Below are 19,204 nucleotides of genomic sequence, written 5' to 3'. Positions count from 1 at the left end.
GTTTCTCTTAAATTTCAATTAAATGCTCAGATTCAACTACTGTATAAGCTTATCTTCAAAAGGATTTTCATAGATGGACTTTTCGATCGCTGCATTACTAGCCCATTTGAGTGATGACAAATTAGTCGCAGCTAAAGTGCTAGAAAAAAAACTGGGATGTGAAGATGACGAAAACATCCAAAAACTCGAAATTGCTCTAGACGCGCTAGAGAAAGTAGGCATTGTAGCCAAAGAAAGGGGAAAATATCGCAAAATTAAAGAAGACAGTGTTGTAGAAGCCAAACTACGATGTTCTAGTAAAGGGTTTTGTTTTGCAATTCAAGATGAAGAAGATGCAGACGACATTTATGTTAGAGAAAGTCATCTGAGTAATGCTTGGAATGGCGATCGCGTCTTAGTCAGAATCATCAAAGAAGGAACGCGCCGACGATCTCCTGAAGGGGAAGTTAAACTCATTTTAGAACGGGCAAACCCCTCTTTACTCGCTCAGGTAAAAAAAGACAATGGCGGCTTTTTAGCGGTTCCACTTGATGATCGTCTTCTGTTTGAACTGGCGTTGCGGCCGAATGGACAAGACTTAGCAACAGCGATCGATCATTTGGTTCATGTTTCTGTATTGCGTTATCCTATTGGTGAACATCCGCCCCAAGGACAAGTGACAAGAATCTTAGGAAGTGATGCAGAAGCTGCCGCCGATACCGATATTGTATGCTGTAAACACGATTTACCTCAAGCCTTTACAGAAGCAGCCATACAAGCAGCCGACACTTTACCCCAAACCCCAGAAACAGACAAAATTGAACAACGGCGAGATTTAAGGGACTTACTCACCTTCACCATTGAAAATGATCTAACTGATGATGTTTCATTCATAACCGAAAATGCTTTTACAATAGAACAAATTGATCAACAACAATGGCAAATTGGTATTCATATTACTGATGTTGCCCATTATATTGAACCCAATACACTCTTAGATAAAATTGCCAAAAAACGAGGAACAAGCGTTTATTTAGGAGATAGAATATTACCGTTATTTCCTGACGGAGTACAAAAGCGATGTTCTCTCATCAAGGGGGAAAATCGTCTAGTAATGTCTATTTTGATTAACTTAGATGATAAAGGTCAAGTTAGTGAATTTGAAATTTGTCCAAGCGTAATCAAAGTCGATCATGCTTTAAGTTATTCTCAAGTACAATCATTACTGAGTAATCCTGAAGAGGTAAAACAAGATCAGAAAACCTTAGTAGAAAGATTACAAACCCTTTTGTTTAACTTGTGTCCTCTGGTGAAATCACAACGACTACAGCGCGGTAGTTTTGAGATTCAATTTGAAAAATTCACAGCTTATAAAGATGAGGGACGAAAAGGAGTCATTTTTGCTTCTTCTACTTTACCCGTTCGTTCTCTGTTAAGTGAATTAGCGGTTTTAGCTGGCATTGTTGTCGCTAAACATCTTTTAGCCCTAGAAATTCCAGCAATTTATTGTGGTCAACCCGAACCAGATTGGGACGAATTAGAAGATTTAATCAAATTATCGAACAATTTAGGCTTAAATCTCAGTTTAACCACAGAAGAAGAAGTCACATCACAAGATTATCAAACCTTTACTTTAGCGTTTGCCACATCTTCAGCACAAAAAGTCTTGAACTTTATGCTACAAACAACCCTCAAACCTGTTAAATATAGTAGTCATCCGATGCCTCATTTTGGTCTAGCGTACACAGAAGGATATGTTCATTGTGTTTCTCCAGGACAACGCTATGGTGATTTGTGGGTACAGCGCGTTTTGATGATTCTGTTTGCTGAAGGGCGAGATAAACGAAATAAACTTGTTAAAAATGCCGTTAATTTAGGAAGTAGCACCAGTCATGGTCAAATTAATTGGAATGTCTTACCTACAGCAACACAAGAAAGCTTAATCGACGAATTTCACGCGATCATTGCTCATCTCAACGAACGAGATAAAGTCGCCGAAGACGCAGAAAAAGACTTAGAAGGACTCAAAAAAGCGGAAAAAATGAAAGCAAGAACGGGTCAAGTTTTCCGAGGTTTGATCACTGGAGTTCAATCATACGGCTTTTTCGTAGAGATCGAAGATTTATTAGTCGAAGGGTTAGTCCATGTTAGTTCTCTTAAAGATGACTGGTATGAATATCGCGCCCGTCATAGTTGTTTAGTGGGGCGCAAAAATCGCATTGCTTATCGTCTTGGGGATGAAGTCGAAGTCGAGGTAAAAAATGTAGACTATTATCGTCAGCAAATTGATTTAGTCACCGTTGGTGGTGGTAGTACAGCCCGTAACGAAGATCTAGAAGAAGATTAGGAGAGATGTTATGAAATTTTTTGCTAAACGATTTTTACCCTTAATTTTTGTACTTCTGACTTTACTCAGTGGATGTGTTAAATATGATGTGAGGGTAAATTTTAAAGATCAACATCATGGAGAAATTGTCCAAACGATTATTTTAGGACAACGTTTAACCACTTTAAGTCAAGCTGAAGCCGATCAATGGTTAAATAGTATTGAACAAAGAGCTAAACTTCTGGGGGGCGCAGCAAAAAGATTTTCACCTGAAGAAGTGAGTGTAACGATTCCGTTTAATAGTAGTCGAGATTTAACTAAGAAATTTAATCAATTTTTTAACCCAACTTCTAATTCAGCCGCCAGCATTGCTCAAAGCGAAAATTCAGAGTTATTACAACTAGAATCTAAAATGATCACTCGTCAGAATAATTGGCTCTTTTTTGAGCGAAATTATCTAAATCTAAATGTTGATTTACGCGCTTTAGGAGTTCTGTCGAATCAGGGTAATATTATTGTTAGTCCTGGCTCATTAATCGATTTAGAATTTAGTATCATAACACCTTGGGGAGCTAAACCATTAATTACAAATAATGCAGAAGTTACACCCGTTGGCAATCAATTAATCTGGCATTTGCAACCTGGTCAAGTTAATACACTAGAAGCTGTTTTCTGGCTTCCTAGTTATTTAGGAATTGGCACAGGAATTATTATTTTATTGATGTTGCTGGGATATTTATTAAAATACAAGCGTTTTCCTGGGGTGAATCAATCCATCAAAACGGCTTAGTTTTTCAAGGTGGGAAAACCACCCACCTTTGACCAATGTATTTTAGTAATAATTGTTTCAATAATTGATAAATTGATACAAAGATGTTGGGTTAAACTATTTAAAAGTGAAGCATTTAAAAAAACATTTTATAACAACAGCACAACCTACATTTATTGATCTATTTGCTGGGGCGGGAGGCTTTGGTTTAGGATTTAAGATGGCAGGTTTTTCGGTTCTTTTATCTCTTGAAACCGATACTTGGGCGTGTGATACACTCCGCTATAATCATTCAAATATGACTGTTATTCAAAGTGATATTTGTGACTTTAGTAGTGAAAACACGATTCGAGAACTGTTTACAGTCAAACCAGATATTATAATTGGTGGGCCGCCTTGTCAAGGTTTTAGCATTGCAGGACCTGCACAAAAAGATCCCCAAGATCCCAGAAATAGTTTGTTTGTTAATTTTGCTCAGTGGGTAAAGTTTCTTGAACCTCAAGCTTTTGTGATGGAAAATGTTAAGGGTTTACTCTCACGCAAAAATAGTGCAGGTAAAAAGGTAATAGATATTATCAAAGAGACTTTTATTAATCTTGGATACTATGTAGAGGTTTGGTTGCTTAATGCGGCGGAATATGGTGTACCCCAAAATAGAGAGCGTATTTTTGTCGTTGGAAATAAATTCATACCAATAATAGGAATTCCTCCAAAAACTCATTTTATAAATTCATTAAATATTAACAAAAATTTTCAATTATCGATGTTTGAGCAAAGAAATTTAATTCCTTCTATCAGCTTATGGGATGCTATATCGGATCTTCCACCATTGAATGCAAGAGAAGGAAAAGAAGAACAGCCTTATATTTTGGAGCCACAAAATAATTATCAATACTGGATTAGAAGTAACAGCCCAGTACTTTATAATCACGTTGCAATGGATCATACCAGTAGGCTCGTCGAACGATTTAAACAGATTAAATGGGGTGAATCTGTGTCAAACGTCCCCAAAGAGTATGGTGCTATTCGTCGTAGTGGAAATGGCGAGTTATCTGAGATAAATTACGATCAAAACAATCGTCGTCTCAATCCTAATAAACCATCACACACGATAACAGCCTCATTCTATGCAAATTTTATTCATCCCTATCAGCACCGTAATTTAACAGCCCGTGAAGGTGCGCGGCTTCAAACTTTTCCCGATAGTTATAAGTTTTTAGGAAAAAAAACCGTTGTCTCACATAAACTACTACATCGAGAGCAAAGATTTGATGAAAAGTTTCTTTGTCAATATAATCAGATTGGTAATGCTGTACCACCTATTCTTGCTAAATCTATTGCACTTCATCTTCAAGAAAAATTAAGCTTATGTCAACAAGTGAACGAAATCCTTTAGTACACGGCTCTAATCTTGAACAAAAAGAAAAGCATCGTACGAAATATCGAGATCAGGAAAGCAAAAAATTTCTTAAAGAAATTAGAGATAAGTATGAGCTATGGAAATCGGCTAATATTAAGTTGATTGGCCCAACATCAAAGCATAGCAAGAAAGATAAGACAATTATCGAAACAAGGGTAAATCTTCTCACAGAATACAAAGATTTTCTAGATCAGCAACATTATGCGGAAAAATTTGACTCTAGATCAAATCTTCATTCTAGTGTACTCGAAGAATTTCTTTACTATTTATTCAGAGATTTAGCTAATGATTTTGGCGAAAATGCTCTGATCGGAAAATCTCATACATTTAAAGATATTTTTTTCGTGCCACCAAAATACTCGGAAATGCTGAAACGCCCCTATGCTCGTATTGAGAAAAAAGATCATGATTTTGTAATTGGAGCAACTATTCAAGCATCATTTGAAGCCGCCCCACCACCAGAGCAAGATAAAAATCTTGGTGAAGTACTACCAATACTCAAAGAAGAGCCTATAAACTACTCGGAAGTCACAGTTATAGACAATGCTGAAACACATATTTTTGATATTCCAGTTGTTGTTATTGAATGTAAAACATATCTTGATAAAACTATGCTTGAAGGCTCTTCACGAGCAGCAGAAGAATTAAAAGCTAGGAATCCAAATAGTTTGTATATAGTAGTTATGGAGTGGATTAAGCTAACTAATGATGTTAATCTTCGGAAGTATAAAGTTGATCAAATATATGTATTACGACAACAAAAAAATACGGATAGAGAAGACAGATATAAAACAGATTATGTCAAAAATCCAATTAGTGCAACAGTGGTTCAACATCTATTTGATAAAATACGAAATTATCTTACCAGAGATTGGGCTGAAGGACTTGAGCAAGGCCTACAACGCGGGTGGCTGCTTGATGATTGAATGTAAAAAACGATTGTAAAAAGATTATGATAATTACCTAAAGAAAATTATTTAGTAGTTTAAATAATTGAAAGGTTAATTAACATTAAGTAATTATCATTTTATCTTTTAAGCGACTTGAGCGGCTCCTTGTTCAAAACGCTGTATGTCTTCAGGAGAAAATTTTACATTAAGCGAGGCTATCGAATCCTCAATACTCGATATTTTACTTGCACCAGGAATGGGGACAATACAGGGCGATTTGCTGCTTAACCATCCTAAAACCACCTGATAGACAGATATTCCTTTTTCTTGGGCTATTTCATTGATTACAGGGATATTTTGCAGTAATTTAACCCGTCTACTTCCGCCTAATGGACTCCAAGGAAAAAAGGTTAAGTTTTCTTGTTCGCAATATTCTAATACGCCATCGTTTTCGGGCTGACGATTCCAAGGGTTATATTGATTTTGTACTGAGACAATTTCGACGATTTCCTGTGCTTGTTTAATTTGTGCGACTGAGAAGTTAGAAACGCCAACATAACGAATTAATCCTTGTTCTACAGCTTCTTTGGCAGGGGCTAACGCTTCAGAAATGAGATAATCAGGATCTGGTGAATGATATTGCCAAACATCGATCGCTTTTTCGCCACCAAGGGCTTTATGACTTTGACGGATGGTTTGACGCAAATGTTCAGGGTTGCCGTTGCGTGTCCAATTTCCTTGAGGTCGCATTAAACCGCCTTTTGTTGCAATAACTATTTTGCTCGTATCACCTTGATATTTTTCCAGGGCAGTTGCGATTAATTTCTCGTTGTGGTGTTTATCGGACTCATCTAAGCAATAAGAGTCAGCAGTATCGATCAATGTTACGCCTAAATCGAGTGCTTTGTGAATGACTGCGATCGCTTCTTCTTGTGATGGGCGACCACTTAATGATAAAGGCATTCCACCCAAACCAATTGCACTAATTTTTGTATCAGTATTACCTAGTTTTTTGCTTTCCATTCGTTAAAAATCCTATTTAATGGGTTGGGCATCGAGACGAACTCGCATTAAACTATAAGGTTTGGCGCGTAAGTCTTGTCCGTTTTGATATCTCGCTTGACGGTGTAGTTGATTGGCGGTGAAATAAAGATAACCATTACTCGCTAGTGAAAGTGTATCGGGCCATAATACGCGAGGATCATGGACAAGGGTTTCAATTTGACCATTGGGTAAACGACGTTGTATGGCATTTTGTTCGTAGTTTGTTAGATATACTCTGTTTTGAGCATCGGACTCTAAACCATCGGAACCGCCGCCCTTTTCACCGAGATCAACAACTGTTTTAGCAACCTGTTCATCGGATAACTGCTCATTCGATAGGGCATCGACACTTACGCTATAAAGCTTTCTACCCGCAAGTGGACAGTAATATAACTGTTTGCCATCTGCACTAATTGCAATGCCGTCAGAACCCATTGTAATCGGCTTAGGTGGTTGATTTGGCATCCGTTCCATGACGATTTGTCCTTCGACACTGGGCATAAAACCTGAAACCGCTTTTGTCGATGGATGGTCATTGAGTCGCCGCCAACTACGACCCGATTCGAGATCGACTACAATAATTCCATTGGCTCCGTTACTGGAAGAATCGGTGATATAAGCCATGCCACTTTGTCCCCGACGCAAATCAAAGCGAATATCGTTTAAATAGGTGGTGGGTAAAGCGACTTCCTGGGGAAAGAGAATGGTTTTAATGATGCGATTTTGACTAAGATCAATGCCAACGAGTTTCGGGCCGCCATAAGTCGTGGGACCAAAATTAATACTACCGGTGTCTAGTACCCAAAGCCGATTTTTTGGATCGATGACGACACTTTGAACGGATACAAATGTTTTAGATTGGTCATTGGGATTGGTCTGATTGATCTCGGCGTTAGGATAGGCGACTGGCTGACCGTTTTTGATCTCGGCAACGGTAAAATCAACTTTATCACCCCATTTCGGAAAGTTGACGAAGATTCGACCTTCTTGCGAGACGGTGACTCCTGTCGGCATTGGGCCTGTAAATTGTACGACTGGCTCAATTTGACCGATTATTTTTGCTTGAGGAAGTGCGGCTTGAGTTGTTGTTTGGGGGTTGACATTTTGTCTCGTTTGTGCATATACTGTCGCCGTAAACGAGAGCATAGCTAAAAAGCTAATAATTAGTAGTTTAAAACGTTTCATTATTTCCTGAAGCGCGATCGCAATTTTTTTTAGAGTGATAAGAATTTTTGTTTTTGGGTAGAAAGACCAAACCCCTACATTTTTGTTTTTGGGTTTGGTTTCCAAACCCCTACAGTTTTGTTACATATAATCTGGGATAAATTTATGACTCGTGGATGAGTAAGATTTGTTTATTTTGTACTAATGTTATAGCCGGCGGCTTCGATTAATTGCTTATAGGTTTCTTCTGAAGCTTCCCCATCTAGGGTTATTGTTTTTGAATCTAGATCGACATCGATTTTAGTATCAGGTTCGGAACTGAGAATAACGGATTTAATGGTGTCGGCTGCGTCGGAATTGTCCAGAGTTGGGACGTTTAATTTTAATGCCATAAGATCTCATTCAATTGATTTACTCTTCAATTGTGAGATGCTGTATTTAGTATTTCATTGGACTCTAGATAGATTTTAATTCTAGCTAAAGTAGAGACCTGTCATGGCACGTCTCTACACCTTTCAATAAAAACAATAATTTAGGGCTTGGAATTGTCCAAACCCCAATTATTTTAGCGGTCTACCGAACCCATAATGATATCAATACTGCCCAAAATCGCCATAATATCGGCTACTTTTACCCCTTTTAACAGATGAGGTAAGATTTGCAGATTATTAAAGTCAGCAGCGCGAATTTTCCAACGCCAAGGAAACATATCATCATTTCCTACAATAAAGATGCCCAGTTCGCCTTTACCACTTTCGAGACGAACATAATGTTCACCTTTAGGAATTTTAAAAGTTGGCGGTACTTTCTTGGCAATGTATTGATAGTCTGGGCCATTCCATTGAGATTTTTTTCCTTCGGCCATGCGTTTGGCCTCTAAATTTTCGTAGGGGCCGCCGGGTAATCCTTTAATCGCTTGACGGATAATCTTAACAGATTCTCGCATTTCCCGAACTCGAACGATGTAACGAGCAAAACAATCTCCGGCGGTTTCCCACTGAACATCCCAGTCTAGATCGTCATAACATTCGTAGCGATCTACTTTGCGTAAATCCCATTTTACCCCAGAAGCTCGTAACATCGGCCCCGAAAGACCCCAGTTAATCGCCTCATCACGGCCAATTGTTCCCACACCTTCAACCCGACGACGGAAAATCGGATTATTTGTGATTAACTTTTCGTACTCATCGACTTTGGGTTCAAAGTAATCACAGAAGTCAACACATTTATCAACCCATCCGTAAGGTAAATCAACTGCAACACCCCCAACACGGAAATAGTTATTATTAACTAGACGGTAGCCCGTTGCTGCTTCCCATAGGTCGTAAATGAGTTCCCGTTCTCGGAAAATGTAGAAAAAGGGAGTTTGCGCCCCAACATCAGCCATAAAGGGGCCTAACCACAGAAGATGATTAGCAATGCGGTTTAATTCGAGCATAATCACTCGAATATACTGCGCTCTTTTTGGTACAGGAATATCGGCTAACTTTTCGGGTGCATTGACGGTAATAGCTTCATTAAACATCCCTGCTGCATAGTCCCAACGACTTACATAGGGAACATACATCACAGTTGTTCGACTTTCAGCGATTTTCTCCATCCCGCGATGTAAATAGCCAATGACGGGTTCACAGTCAACCACATCCTCACCATCGAGAGTGACGATTAAACGTAAAACCCCGTGCATTGAGGGGTGATGCGGTCCCATGTTCAAGATCATGGGTTCTGTTCTGGTCTCAATTCTGGTTTCAATTTTTGCCATATTGCAGCAAGTGTTCCCTCATTGCTTTCTGATGAATTATTATAAAGAACTTTATCGACAAGTTAATCAAGAATGATCCCCTTGAATCATAGATTTTCTCAATTCATAGTTTGGGATCAGACTATCGATCTCCATCCAGTCGTTTTGTTATGATTTCCTGACATATTGATCCCCGTGTCGATAGTAAATTCGTGAATTGCCTATAAATTGGACAGTTTACCCCTTGACCAAGTGGGGAAAAGTTTTGTTACATAAAGAGTAATTCCTGATGCTGCGTAAGTGTAAAAACCTATTCGGTTTGGTCAAAGCCTACTTAACGGGTAAACAACAGCGAGACATCTTGTCTAATTACTAAGGCTCAGGAAAAGCTGACTGTAAGAGCGCGAATCGGAGAGTTTACTAAAAAATGGCACAAGAACGCCCAAACCTAGATGAGATGACTTTACGACAACTGCGTAAAGTTGCTAGTCAATATAACATCTCTCGTTACAGCCGCATGCGGAAGTCGCAATTACTGGAGGCTGTACTCCAAGCTATGAAAATTCAAGGTACTTTAAGTCCAATTAGTCCCACTCGTGCGGTTACTACTCAAATTACTCTGGAGGAACAAAAAGTGGAAGCATCGAAGTTTGAATTAGGTTCAGAAGAGCAAAACGGAAGTTCTTTAGCCTCAGTTGATGAAGGTTTAGGGGATTTACCCAGAGGTTATGGCGAAAGTCGCATCGTTTTAATGCCTAGAGATCCCCAATGGGCTTATGCTTACTGGGATATCCCGAATGATCACAAAGAAGATTTACGTCGTCAAGGCGGTCAACAATTGGCTCTACGTCTGTATGATGTAACGGATGTCAGCCTATCCTATCAAAGTCCTCACAGTGTCCAAGAATATCTCTGTGATGAAATGGCTAGAGAATGGTATATGCCCATTCCAGTAAGCGATCGTGATTATGTCATTGATATCGGTTATCGTTGTGCTGATGGTCGTTGGTTAGTTTTAGGACGTTCTGAACCCGTTCGCGTTCCTCCTGTTTATCCTTCTGACTGGATTGAAGATGTTTTTGTTACCCTCAATTGGGAAGAAGAATTAGTTGGTAAAACCGTTTACGAACTCGTTCCCCCCAGCAAGCGTCAAACTTCCACCGCGACGATGCCAATGGGTGCTGCTACGAATAACCCGATTTACGATAATCTCTTTGCAATGGCTCAAGGTGTGGAATCACAACGCATTGCAGGTTCTTTATACGGTTCGATGCAACAGGTACCAAGTTCGGTACTACCTCAAGAGGTTCTTAGTTCCTATGTATTCCCTTCGGGTGTCGGTATGTGGGCTGTACCCACAGTCTCTGGTTTAGCCAGTTATTCGGGTGTCGGTATGATGTCGGGTGCTGGTTTCTCCGCTTCGGCAATTCCTGTACGTCCCCGTCAATTCTGGTTAGTTGCTGATGCTGAATTAATTGTCTATGGTGCTACTGAACCCGATGCTACTGTAACAATTGGTGGTCGTCCGATTAAACTCAATCCCGATGGTACTTTCCGTTTTCAAATGTCTTTCCAAGACGGTTTGATCGATTATCCCATTATGGCTGTAGCCGTCGATGGCGAACAAACTCGCTCAATTCACATGAAGTTTAACCGTGAAACTCCCTCTCGCAACACCAACACAAAAGAAGATGCTGTCTTAGAATGGCTTTAGGAAATACCATAAAATCAAACATTTGTCAAATAAAATATAGATTTTAACCAGTCAACCTGATTCCCTAACCAAAGAGTGTTAGGGTTTTTTCTTTTCTGATGAGACGGACGTGTGACGAGAATCAACAAACATGAGTGAGCGAGATCACTGCCATAACTATTTTATGGCTTTATTCTAAAAAAGATTAAAAGATAAGCTCTCTAATAATCCACCCAATTTGAAGACAGACTCTAGAAAAATACGGAGAAATCCAATGTTATCTAGAGTCTTTTTGCTTTTTTTGCTTTTTGGTGATTTTTAGAGCGATCGATTACACTAGATTAATAATTAACTTTTGTAACAAATACAGCCAATGGTCGCGGCGATTTCCGTTCAAAACGTTTCTAAGCTTTACAATAAAGTTCCTGTTGTCGATAATCTCTCCATTGATATCGAAGAGGGAGAAATTTTTGGTTTACTTGGTCCCAATGGTGCGGGAAAATCAACAACTATTCGCATGATGATTACCTTAACTCAACCGACACAAGGAAAAATTCAAGTTGCAGGATATGATATCGATAAACATCGGGAGCAAGTTAAGCGAAATATTGGCGTTGTTTTACAACAAATTAGTATTGATGGTGAACTCACTGTCTGGGAAAACATGGAATTTCACGGACGAATGCACCATATACCTAGTAACAAACGTCAATCTTTAATCGATCAATGGCTCGATTATATGAGTTTAAGCGATCGCAAAGACACATTAGCAAAAACCCTTTCTGGTGGAATGAAACGACGCTTACAAATTGCTCGTGCTTTATTACATCAACCCCAAATTCTCGTCTTAGATGAGCCTACCGTCGGTTTAGACCCACAAAACCGTCGTCGTTTGTGGGAGGTCATTCGGGATCTCAATCGTCAGGGTATGACCATTTTATTAACCACTCATTATATGGAAGAAGTTGAGTTTTTGTGTGAAGATTCTGGAACCAGAAAACAGGGTCGGATCGGAATTATGGATAATGGAAAATTAATCGAATTAGGCACTCTGAGTGATTTTCGTCGTAAATATGGCGAAGGTTTAGTGATTAAACAAGTCGAAGATCATTTAGATTACAAATTTTTTCCGACTTTAGATCAAGCTAATTTATATTTAGAAACCTTGGTCGATAAAACAGGTGTCATGAGTCGTGCATCCAATTTAGAAGATATTTTTGTCGAAATGACTGGACACCGCTTAGATTAAATTAAACAAGATTGTTGATGAATTTTTATGAGACTAGCGACAAAAATTGAAGCTATTCTTTATCTTAAGGGTCAACCCCTTTCTTTAACGGAAATTGCCGAGTGTGCCAAATGCGATCGCTTTGAAGCTGAAGATGCAATAATTGAGTTGATGTCTGACTATGCCCATCGAGATAGTGCCTTAGAAGTAATTGAAACAACCACTGGATATAGTTTACAATTACGTTCAAGTTGCTTACATCTGATGCAAGATTTAATTCCTGCCGAGTTGGGAACCGGAAGTCTCAGAACCTTAGCAGCGATCGCTCTTAAAAGTCCCATCTTGCAAACCGATTTAATTACGCTTCGAGGCAGTACCGCTTATCAACAGGTTCAAGAATTAGTCGAGTTAGGGTTTATTCGTAAGCGTCGTCAAACTGATGGTCGTTCTTATTGGCTAGAAGTAACCGATAAATTCCATCAATACTTTGAAATTGAGCAAATTTCTGAAATTTTGAGTTTACCTCAATGATTCCAACAGAAAGAGTGAAAAATATCGGCGTTTAGTCTTTCTAACCTATTTGCGACTGATGACTGATAACTGTAACTACCCACCGTTTTTATCCAATTAAGTTAACCTAGAAGAAAGATTGAACTGATTCTAAAAAATATAATGACTTTTAACCCTGATTTCTTACACAACATCTCTGAAGAACAGGAAGACAATACCTTAATGGAATATCTCCAACAACAAAAACCAGAGATTCTTGCTTATATTGCTCAGTCAGCCAGTCCAGAAATTAAACAAATCATTTCTAACAATGTTATGGGTTTAGTGGGGATGTTGCCCTCAGAAGAATTTAACATCCAAATTACCACTGACCGAGAAAATTTAGCAAATTTACTCGCAAGTGCTATGATGACGGGCTATTTTTTAAGTCAAATGGAACAGAGACGAGATTTAGAGGTTGCTTTGTCGGATGTTGATTCAATTCCTCCCCAACCTCCAAAAAATCAAAAATGAGGAAATCAACCGCCTTTAGCCAAGCAAGCTAGAACCAAAATAGAAAGAAGTAACCCCGGAACCAGTAAACCTATTAGATAAGAAAATTCAGTTACAGTCATAAATCATTGGTTGAAGAGTTTGATCTCTTTAACGCTAACTTAATTACTGGTTTTGTAGGACGCAACTTAAGGAATTTTTAAGCTTGGGAAACACTAAATAACAAAAAACCACCAATCGCAATAGCAATAATACCCATTACCATTTCCCAAAAACGGTGATAACTTTTAATGGTGGTTGTTCGGTGTGACATTTGTATCCAATCAAGAGAAGGGGTGATGCTACGACGAAACCAACCCATAATCCTGACATCTTCACCAATTAACTTTTGTACTTTTCTCCAACCAAATAGGAAATTACCTAAACCACCCAAACGAGACGAGTAACGAGTAAAAATTATGCCTGTCGCATCTTGTAACATCAAATCTGAGCCAAATTGATACCCTGCATCACCTCGCCCAAGAATTTGACCTTTTAGCTTCACGGGACGACCTCTTAAAGGACTTGCATAAGGATCACTCATGAGGGTAAAAATATCCGTATTAGTCGCTCTTGCCATGCTAGGATACATCACCGCGAGTTTAATTAGTGTACCAATACCAAAACCAATAATAGGTAAGGCAAGAAATACGATCGCATGACTTGATGTAGATTTGAATAAGATAGCACTCAACAGCAAACCGAGGAAAATACCAATCAATTGAGCATTTAACAGCAAAACATCAATAATAAAATTGCCATAGAGTTTCGAGTATTCTAATTGATTGCCTTCTTGGATGACATTAGCCATATTAAATTCAGTTGGTAAATCCATTTGTTCAGCATATGTACTCAAAGCGCGAACTCGTTTTCCTGTCAGTGGATGGGTTGAATTAAGTTCTGTAAACCATCCCCAAGGATTATACAAATCCCATAAAAACACTCGCCCAATTTGACTCGGATCACTCGTAATACGATAAGCTGTTCCAATACTAACCGCCGCTTTTGCATCATAAATTCCTAGTGCGCGGGTTCCTTCTAAAAGTGAACTGGGTTGATGAGAATTCTGTTGTTGTTCTAAAATTCCGTAGGCAATTTTAACTAATGCACGAGATAAACCGTTTGGGTTTCCCGTAGCTTCGGCGGCAAAATGATCCGCAAAATATTCTCTAGTTCTTGAAAGATAGAGGGTTAAATAGGTTCCGATGATATAAAAAATATAAGCCCCAAAACCGACTAAACTAGCAGCATTACCAAGTTTGTCATCTTTGCGACCGATCTGACGCACGAAAACAAAAATTAGATAAGTGATTTGAACTAATGTTGCGGCACTCGTCATAATCGCAAAATCCCAATGAACGATATGCCCTAATTCATGAGCATACACGGTCGCAGCTTCATCATCGGCAAGATAAGTAAATATACCCTGACTGACAACTAAACGAGCTTGATTCGGTAAAGAGCCGTAAGTGAAAGCAGTCGGATTTTGATCATCGATAATTCCTAAACGTGGCTGATTAATTTTTTTTTCTTGACAAATTTGCTGAATTATGTATGCGGATTCGGGACTATGGCGCTTAATTTCGGCTATGGTTACCCAACGTGTTTTATACAGCCAATGTTGGGTTAAATCCATGATCCAAGGAGAAACAAAGAATACAAGTGTATTGAATATGAGGGTTAAAACAACTGCAATTCCTAATCCCATTACAGGATCTTGATTATTGACAATAAATAATAGTGCCAAACAAGACACCAACATCATACCAAACAGTAAAAAAATCGTTACGCCAGACGCTAGAGCAAGATTTCCACCAATACCCCGCATGGCTAATTTAACACCAATTTGGCCAGCGCGTCCCGAAATAGTTTGCAGTTGAGCGATCGGATGAGAAGATGTTACTCCATATTTTCGCTCTTCTGCATTAATAATCAATAAAAAACTTTTCGCCCAAGTACGGGTTTCCCTATCTCCATACTGTTCGAGTTCTTGTGCAATCTTAATCGCTTGTTCTTTTTGATTGGATGCTCGATAGGCTCGTGCTAAGGCCATTTTACCTTGTATGTAGAACGGTGATTCAACATTTGCCGATTGTTGGCAATAGGCTTCTAATTGTGCGATCGCTTCTGTATAATCTTGTTTTTGTAAGGCTTTTAAACCTTCTTCGAGTGACATCTGTATTTGCTCCTCGCAACGTCAAACAAACAATGTTCCCTAATCTATAAATAAAATACCCAGATTGTGATCTATTATTCGCATCGGGTTAAGATTATCTTCACAGATGGCAAATAATTTATTACAGTTAGTTCACATTCCAAGCAATTTTTAAGAGAATATTGGGGAATGCTAAATGTAAGTTTTTCTTTCTTCGATCAATATGCAACGGCCTATTGTAATTCATCCTGAAGTTTTCGAGTTTGTCCGTACTCATGCTCAATTGCAAGAGGATTTTTGGAAGTGCTTAAATAAATTAAGTAATTTTCAGTTTGACTCAGGATTGAGAGTTAAAAAACTTAAAAGTATATCTAAAAACAGTCAGTCAGTTTGGGAAGCTAGAGTTACTATTAGTAGCCGTCTTATTTTTACTTTTTCTAAATCTTTTGAGGGGCGATCGCAAACTTATATTGCTGTACATGATCTTTGTTTAAAACACGATGATGTTAATCAGTCTGCTTATTCAGCACTCAATCAAAATCCTAATTCTGAGTGGCTCAGTTTTGATGATATTGATTTTAGTGATGATGATGTTGACGAAATTCTTGCCTATACGTTAGAAGAACAAACCGAAATAGAAACCGAATTAAAGGAATTTAATTTAGATGATATGAACGAGCTAATTGGAAATATTCAATGGCGAGTTATTGAATCAGAAACCGAATGGTTAGAAGCAATTAAAAATAAAGATAAAGATTTACCATTAAAATTAACACCAGAAGAAGTAGAGCTAGTTAATCTACGAGGAAATGTTATTTTATTAGGAAGTGCTGGAACTGGAAAAACTACAGTAGGTTTATATCGTTTATTAAAAGATTTAAAAGATTATCCTATCTCTAGAAAAAGACTTTATGTTGCTTATAATCCTCTGTTGGTTAATCATGTACGAGAACAGTTCAAAAAATTAGCAAATAATCTCGATACAGAATTTTTAGAACTTTTTGAATTTAAAACGATTAAAACTCTTTGCTTAGATATTCTAAAAGCTGTTAATGATTTAAAGAACGCAGAAGATGAAATCAAATATCAAGGATTTTTAAAATGGTATCGTCCTCAAGAAACTAGACAATATCCAGCACCTTTAGTCTGGGATGAAATTCGTAGTATTATCAAAGGTGGACAATTATTAACAGACAAACAATTTCTTTCTTTATATGAATATGAAAATTTAGGACAAAGACGCTCTAGCATAATTTCAGTTAAGAAACGCCCTGAACTACATAAAATAGCGATTCTATATCAAAACAAATTAAAAGAAAAAAAACGTTACGATGAAATTGATTTAGCACGTTTAGCTTTATTTTATATTCAACAAAATCAAATTCAGAAATATCATTTAATCATTTGTGATGAAGTTCAAGATTTGACAGAATTACAGTTAGAATTACTAATGTGTTTAACAAGTAAGGATGGACATTTATTATTTGCTGGTGATGAATATCAGATGATTAGTCCTAGTGGTTTTCGCCCAGAAAATTTACATGATCGCTTGCATGAATATCAGCGAAATTATGAGGAAATACCATTAAAATATAACTTTCGTAGTATTCAATCTCTAGTTAGTTTAGCTAATCATTTCTTACTTTTGCGGGCTAGATTATTAAATGAAACCTCTAAACTAGAGCTTGCTAAACCGAATCAAGAAAATTGTGCTAGATTAGTTCATGCTTCATCAGATTCTTTAATCGAATTTTTAAATAGTTTAAATGCGTCCGAGGCAATTCTTGTGAGAACTGAAAAAGAAAAAGAAACATTAAGAAAGACTTTTAATTCTAGTTTAATTTTTACAATTGAAGAAGCTAAAGGTTTAGAATTTGATACTGTTTTTATCGTTAACTTTTTTACTTTTCATGAGGCACTATGGGAAAAAGTAATTAATCGTTTTTCTTCGCTTAAAGAAATAGATAAACCAGCACTTACTTTAGAATTAAATCTTTTATATGTAGCAATTACTCGCGCTCGTCAATTTTTATACATTTGGGAAAATAATACTCATCCTATTTGGAAAGAACAAGAAATCAAATATTGTACATTTTCTCTAACCCCTGAATTAGTCGCTAATGAACGACAATTAGAACAAGGAAATTGGCTACAGCGTGGCGAATATTATATGAAAGCAGAGTTTTATCAACAAGCGGCGGAATGTTTTAAAAATGCTGGTGAAGAATTAAAATATAAAGAAGCATATGCTAAATTTATGCAACAAGAAGGGAACTTTTTTGAGGCAGCAAATTTATTTTTTGAATTAGAACAATGGCAAGCTGCTGCTCAATTATTTGAAAGAGTAGAAGCATGGCAAAAAGCGGCTAATTGTTGGGAAAAAATCAATGATTTTAATCAACAAGAAAGTTGTCTGGCAAATTATTTAGAATCCATTGGTAATCTTAGAGAATCTGCTGATAAATGGCAATTGTTAGGAAATTTCCCTAAAGCAGCAAAATTATTTGAAAAAGTATCCGCTTGGGTTAATGCTGAAATTTGTTGGCGAGAAAGTGGTGATTTAGAAAGAGCGAATATTTGTTCTATTCATGTTCTTGAAATAGAAGAAAAATGGGAAATAGCCGCCCAACAATGGAACAATTTACGGCGTTTAGTTGATGAGCGTCGTTGTTGGATGAATAGCAATAATGAGCGAAAAAAAGCTGAGTATCTCGCTAAAGACTATGAAAAACAGAAAAAATGGGTAGAAGCAGCCCAACAATATGAAATAGCTCAAATATGGATAAAAGCGATTACTTTATACCAGCAGGAAAATATTATAGAAAAAGTCGCCGAATGTACAGCAAAACAATTAGAATTAGCTCAAGAATGGGAGTTAGCCGCTTTTCAATATAATTTAGCTAAACGACCCGAAAAAGCTCAAGAATGCTTTGATTTAGCAGCCCAAGAACTCTGTAAAACAGGAAATAATAAAGTACAACAAAAAGATTATGATGGGGCATTAAACGAAATTAATAAAGCAATTATGTTAGCTCCTTTTTATGGAGAAGCGTATAAACAAAGAGGACTACTTTATATTTATTTAAAAGATTATCTTAAAGCGATCGCAGATTTTACGAAAACAATAGAACTCAATCAAGATCCTGAAGCTTATTATTACCGAGGAAGGGTACAAATGCACTTAGCGCTTAAAGATTTAAGACAAGTAAAAAACGTCTATCAACAAAATCAAAATGATCAAGAGTATCAGAAAATTGTTAACTCTCTCAAACAACTTCGTTCTAGCATTGAAAGACTAGAACGAGAAACAGAGTTATGAGTTAGATTCAGATGTTACAAACTGACGTAATTTGGTTAAACTCCAAGTTTGCCCTAAATTAAGCGGTAACAGAGAGATTCCCTCTAAACGAGATTGTACCCATCCATCGCCCCAACTCCATTCATGATAGCCGTCAATGCCCCCAGAAAGCAACATTCGTAAACAGTGATCATTGACACTTTCAATTTGGTGATGAATGGCAACAAAACCCACCTGACTCGTAAAATTTAAACCGGTGTCTAGTTGGTCGGGTAGACTAGGTTCTAACATTTGTGGCCATAACCATTGACGGAGGTTGCTAACTTTGAGGAGACTGTCTTTAATTTTGGTTTCGCTGGCGTTGAGTTCGATGCGTAGATGGCTTTGTTGAAAATTTCCTAACATGGTGATGGGTAATAGTTAAGGCAATGCTTCTATTCTAGTTGAAAAATTAAA

At 37.6% G+C, this 19,204-nt stretch carries 15 protein-coding genes; 9 read left to right on the top strand and 6 right to left on the bottom strand.

From position 1 onward, the window contains the following. Window positions 1–73: 73 nt before the first annotated feature. From C7H19_RS03680 to C7H19_RS03665, 4 genes are all read left to right on the top strand, one after another. Window positions 74–2,326, top strand: a complete 2,253-nt coding sequence (locus tag C7H19_RS03680) for a ribonuclease R family protein (protein ID WP_106455540.1) — start codon at window positions 74–76, stop codon at window positions 2,324–2,326. A gap of 10 nt (window positions 2,327–2,336) precedes the next feature. Further along, window positions 2,337–3,095 carry a DUF3153 domain-containing protein gene (locus tag C7H19_RS03675; RefSeq protein ID WP_106455539.1) on the top strand — a complete coding sequence of 253 codons (759 nt, stop codon included), beginning with the start codon at window positions 2,337–2,339 and terminating at the stop codon, window positions 3,093–3,095. 106 nt (window positions 3,096–3,201) lie between these two features. Further along, window positions 3,202–4,470, top strand: a complete 1,269-nt coding sequence (locus C7H19_RS03670) for a DNA cytosine methyltransferase (RefSeq protein WP_245927277.1) — start codon at window positions 3,202–3,204, stop codon at window positions 4,468–4,470. Next, on the top strand, window positions 4,443–5,420 hold the full coding sequence (locus C7H19_RS03665; RefSeq protein WP_106455538.1) for a Bpu10I family restriction endonuclease: 978 nt from the start codon (window positions 4,443–4,445) through the stop codon (window positions 5,418–5,420). Before C7H19_RS03670 ends, C7H19_RS03665 begins: the two co-directional genes overlap by 28 nt. A 108-nt stretch (window positions 5,421–5,528) precedes the next feature. On the opposite strand, the gene C7H19_RS03660 is transcribed toward C7H19_RS03665, so the two are convergent. The 4 genes from C7H19_RS03660 to C7H19_RS03645 form a co-directional block, all read right to left on the bottom strand. Further along, window positions 5,529–6,407: an aldo/keto reductase gene (locus C7H19_RS03660; RefSeq protein ID WP_106455537.1), complete on the bottom strand. Its 879-nt coding sequence runs from the start codon at window positions 6,405–6,407 to the stop codon at window positions 5,529–5,531. 12 nt (window positions 6,408–6,419) lie between these two features. Beyond that, the gene (locus tag C7H19_RS03655) at window positions 6,420–7,613 is read right to left on the bottom strand and encodes an L-dopachrome tautomerase-related protein (protein ID WP_106455717.1); all 1,194 of its coding nucleotides are present in this window, start codon (window positions 7,611–7,613) and stop codon (window positions 6,420–6,422) included. 170 nt (window positions 7,614–7,783) lie between these two features. Beyond that, a complete protein-coding gene (locus tag C7H19_RS03650; protein ID WP_106455536.1) occupies window positions 7,784–7,984 on the bottom strand; it encodes a heavy metal transport/detoxification protein in 201 nt (66 codons plus the stop codon). 173 nt (window positions 7,985–8,157) lie between these two features. Beyond that, entirely contained in the window at window positions 8,158–9,354 is a 1,197-nt protein-coding gene (locus C7H19_RS03645; protein ID WP_106455535.1) for an NAD(P)H-quinone oxidoreductase subunit H, read from the bottom strand. 406 nt (window positions 9,355–9,760) lie between these two features. Between C7H19_RS03645 and C7H19_RS03640 the strand changes: the two genes are divergently transcribed. The 4 genes from C7H19_RS03640 (at window position 9,761) to C7H19_RS03625 (ending at window position 13,277) form a co-directional block, all read left to right on the top strand. Then, window positions 9,761–11,047 (top strand): DUF4912 domain-containing protein, encoded by a 1,287-nt coding sequence (locus C7H19_RS03640; RefSeq protein WP_106455534.1) that lies wholly within the window; start codon window positions 9,761–9,763, stop codon window positions 11,045–11,047. Window positions 11,048–11,399: 352 nt separating this feature from the next. Continuing rightward, the gene (locus C7H19_RS03635) at window positions 11,400–12,275 is read left to right on the top strand and encodes an ABC transporter ATP-binding protein (protein ID WP_106455533.1); all 876 of its coding nucleotides are present in this window, start codon (window positions 11,400–11,402) and stop codon (window positions 12,273–12,275) included. 27 nt (window positions 12,276–12,302) lie between these two features. Beyond that, the gene (gene scpB, locus C7H19_RS03630; RefSeq protein WP_106455532.1) at window positions 12,303–12,785 is read left to right on the top strand and encodes an SMC-Scp complex subunit ScpB; all 483 of its coding nucleotides are present in this window, start codon (window positions 12,303–12,305) and stop codon (window positions 12,783–12,785) included. Between the two features lie 141 nt (window positions 12,786–12,926). Then, window positions 12,927–13,277, top strand: a complete 351-nt coding sequence (locus C7H19_RS03625; RefSeq protein WP_106455531.1) for a DUF760 domain-containing protein — start codon at window positions 12,927–12,929, stop codon at window positions 13,275–13,277. Between the two features lie 178 nt (window positions 13,278–13,455). On the opposite strand, the gene C7H19_RS03620 is transcribed toward C7H19_RS03625, so the two are convergent. Further along, on the bottom strand, window positions 13,456–15,471 hold the full coding sequence (locus C7H19_RS03620) for a M48 family metalloprotease (protein WP_106455530.1): 2,016 nt from the start codon (window positions 15,469–15,471) through the stop codon (window positions 13,456–13,458). Window positions 15,472–15,673: 202 nt separating this feature from the next. Here C7H19_RS03620 and C7H19_RS03615 point away from each other — a divergent pair, with 202 nt between their 5' ends. Next, window positions 15,674–18,769, top strand: coding sequence for a UvrD-helicase domain-containing protein (locus C7H19_RS03615; protein ID WP_106455529.1), 3,096 nt, complete (start codon window positions 15,674–15,676; stop codon window positions 18,767–18,769). Here C7H19_RS03615 and C7H19_RS03610 read toward each other — a convergent pair. Further along, a complete protein-coding gene (locus tag C7H19_RS03610; protein WP_106455528.1) occupies window positions 18,764–19,153 on the bottom strand; it encodes a hypothetical protein in 390 nt (129 codons plus the stop codon). The genes C7H19_RS03615 and C7H19_RS03610 overlap by 6 nt on opposite strands. Window positions 19,154–19,204 lie beyond the last annotated feature (51 nt).

The sequence above is a fragment of the Aphanothece hegewaldii CCALA 016 genome (genome assembly GCF_003007785.1).
GTDB classification, from domain to species: Bacteria; Cyanobacteriota; Cyanobacteriia; order Cyanobacteriales; family Microcystaceae; genus Chroococcus; species Chroococcus hegewaldii.
Note: the sequence above shows the minus strand (reverse complement) of the source record. Positions and strands in the feature narration are given on the sequence as shown.

Bases quoted from the DNA above. Each gene is read 5' to 3' on its own strand.
- C7H19_RS03680 (WP_106455540.1), top strand. From the start codon at position 74: ATGGACTTTTCGATCGCTGCATTACTAGCCCATTTGAGTGATGACAAA.
- C7H19_RS03675 (WP_106455539.1), top strand. From the start codon at position 2,337: ATGAAATTTTTTGCTAAACGATTTTTACCCTTAATTTTTGTACTTCTG.
- C7H19_RS03665 (WP_106455538.1), top strand. From the start codon at position 4,443: ATGTCAACAAGTGAACGAAATCCTTTAGTACACGGCTCTAATCTTGAA.
- C7H19_RS03660 (WP_106455537.1), bottom strand. From the start codon at position 6,407: ATGGAAAGCAAAAAACTAGGTAATACTGATACAAAAATTAGTGCAATT.
- C7H19_RS03655 (WP_106455717.1), bottom strand. From the start codon at position 7,613: ATGAAACGTTTTAAACTACTAATTATTAGCTTTTTAGCTATGCTCTCG.
- C7H19_RS03650 (WP_106455536.1), bottom strand. From the start codon at position 7,984: ATGGCATTAAAATTAAACGTCCCAACTCTGGACAATTCCGACGCAGCC.
- C7H19_RS03645 (WP_106455535.1), bottom strand. From the start codon at position 9,354: ATGGCAAAAATTGAAACCAGAATTGAGACCAGAACAGAACCCATGATC.
- C7H19_RS03640 (WP_106455534.1), top strand. From the start codon at position 9,761: ATGGCACAAGAACGCCCAAACCTAGATGAGATGACTTTACGACAACTG.
- C7H19_RS03635 (WP_106455533.1), top strand. From the start codon at position 11,400: ATGGTCGCGGCGATTTCCGTTCAAAACGTTTCTAAGCTTTACAATAAA.
- scpB (WP_106455532.1), top strand. From the start codon at position 12,303: ATGAGACTAGCGACAAAAATTGAAGCTATTCTTTATCTTAAGGGTCAA.
- C7H19_RS03625 (WP_106455531.1), top strand. From the start codon at position 12,927: ATGACTTTTAACCCTGATTTCTTACACAACATCTCTGAAGAACAGGAA.
- C7H19_RS03620 (WP_106455530.1), bottom strand. From the start codon at position 15,471: ATGTCACTCGAAGAAGGTTTAAAAGCCTTACAAAAACAAGATTATACA.
- C7H19_RS03615 (WP_106455529.1), top strand. From the start codon at position 15,674: ATGCAACGGCCTATTGTAATTCATCCTGAAGTTTTCGAGTTTGTCCGT.
- C7H19_RS03610 (WP_106455528.1), bottom strand. From the start codon at position 19,153: ATGTTAGGAAATTTTCAACAAAGCCATCTACGCATCGAACTCAACGCC.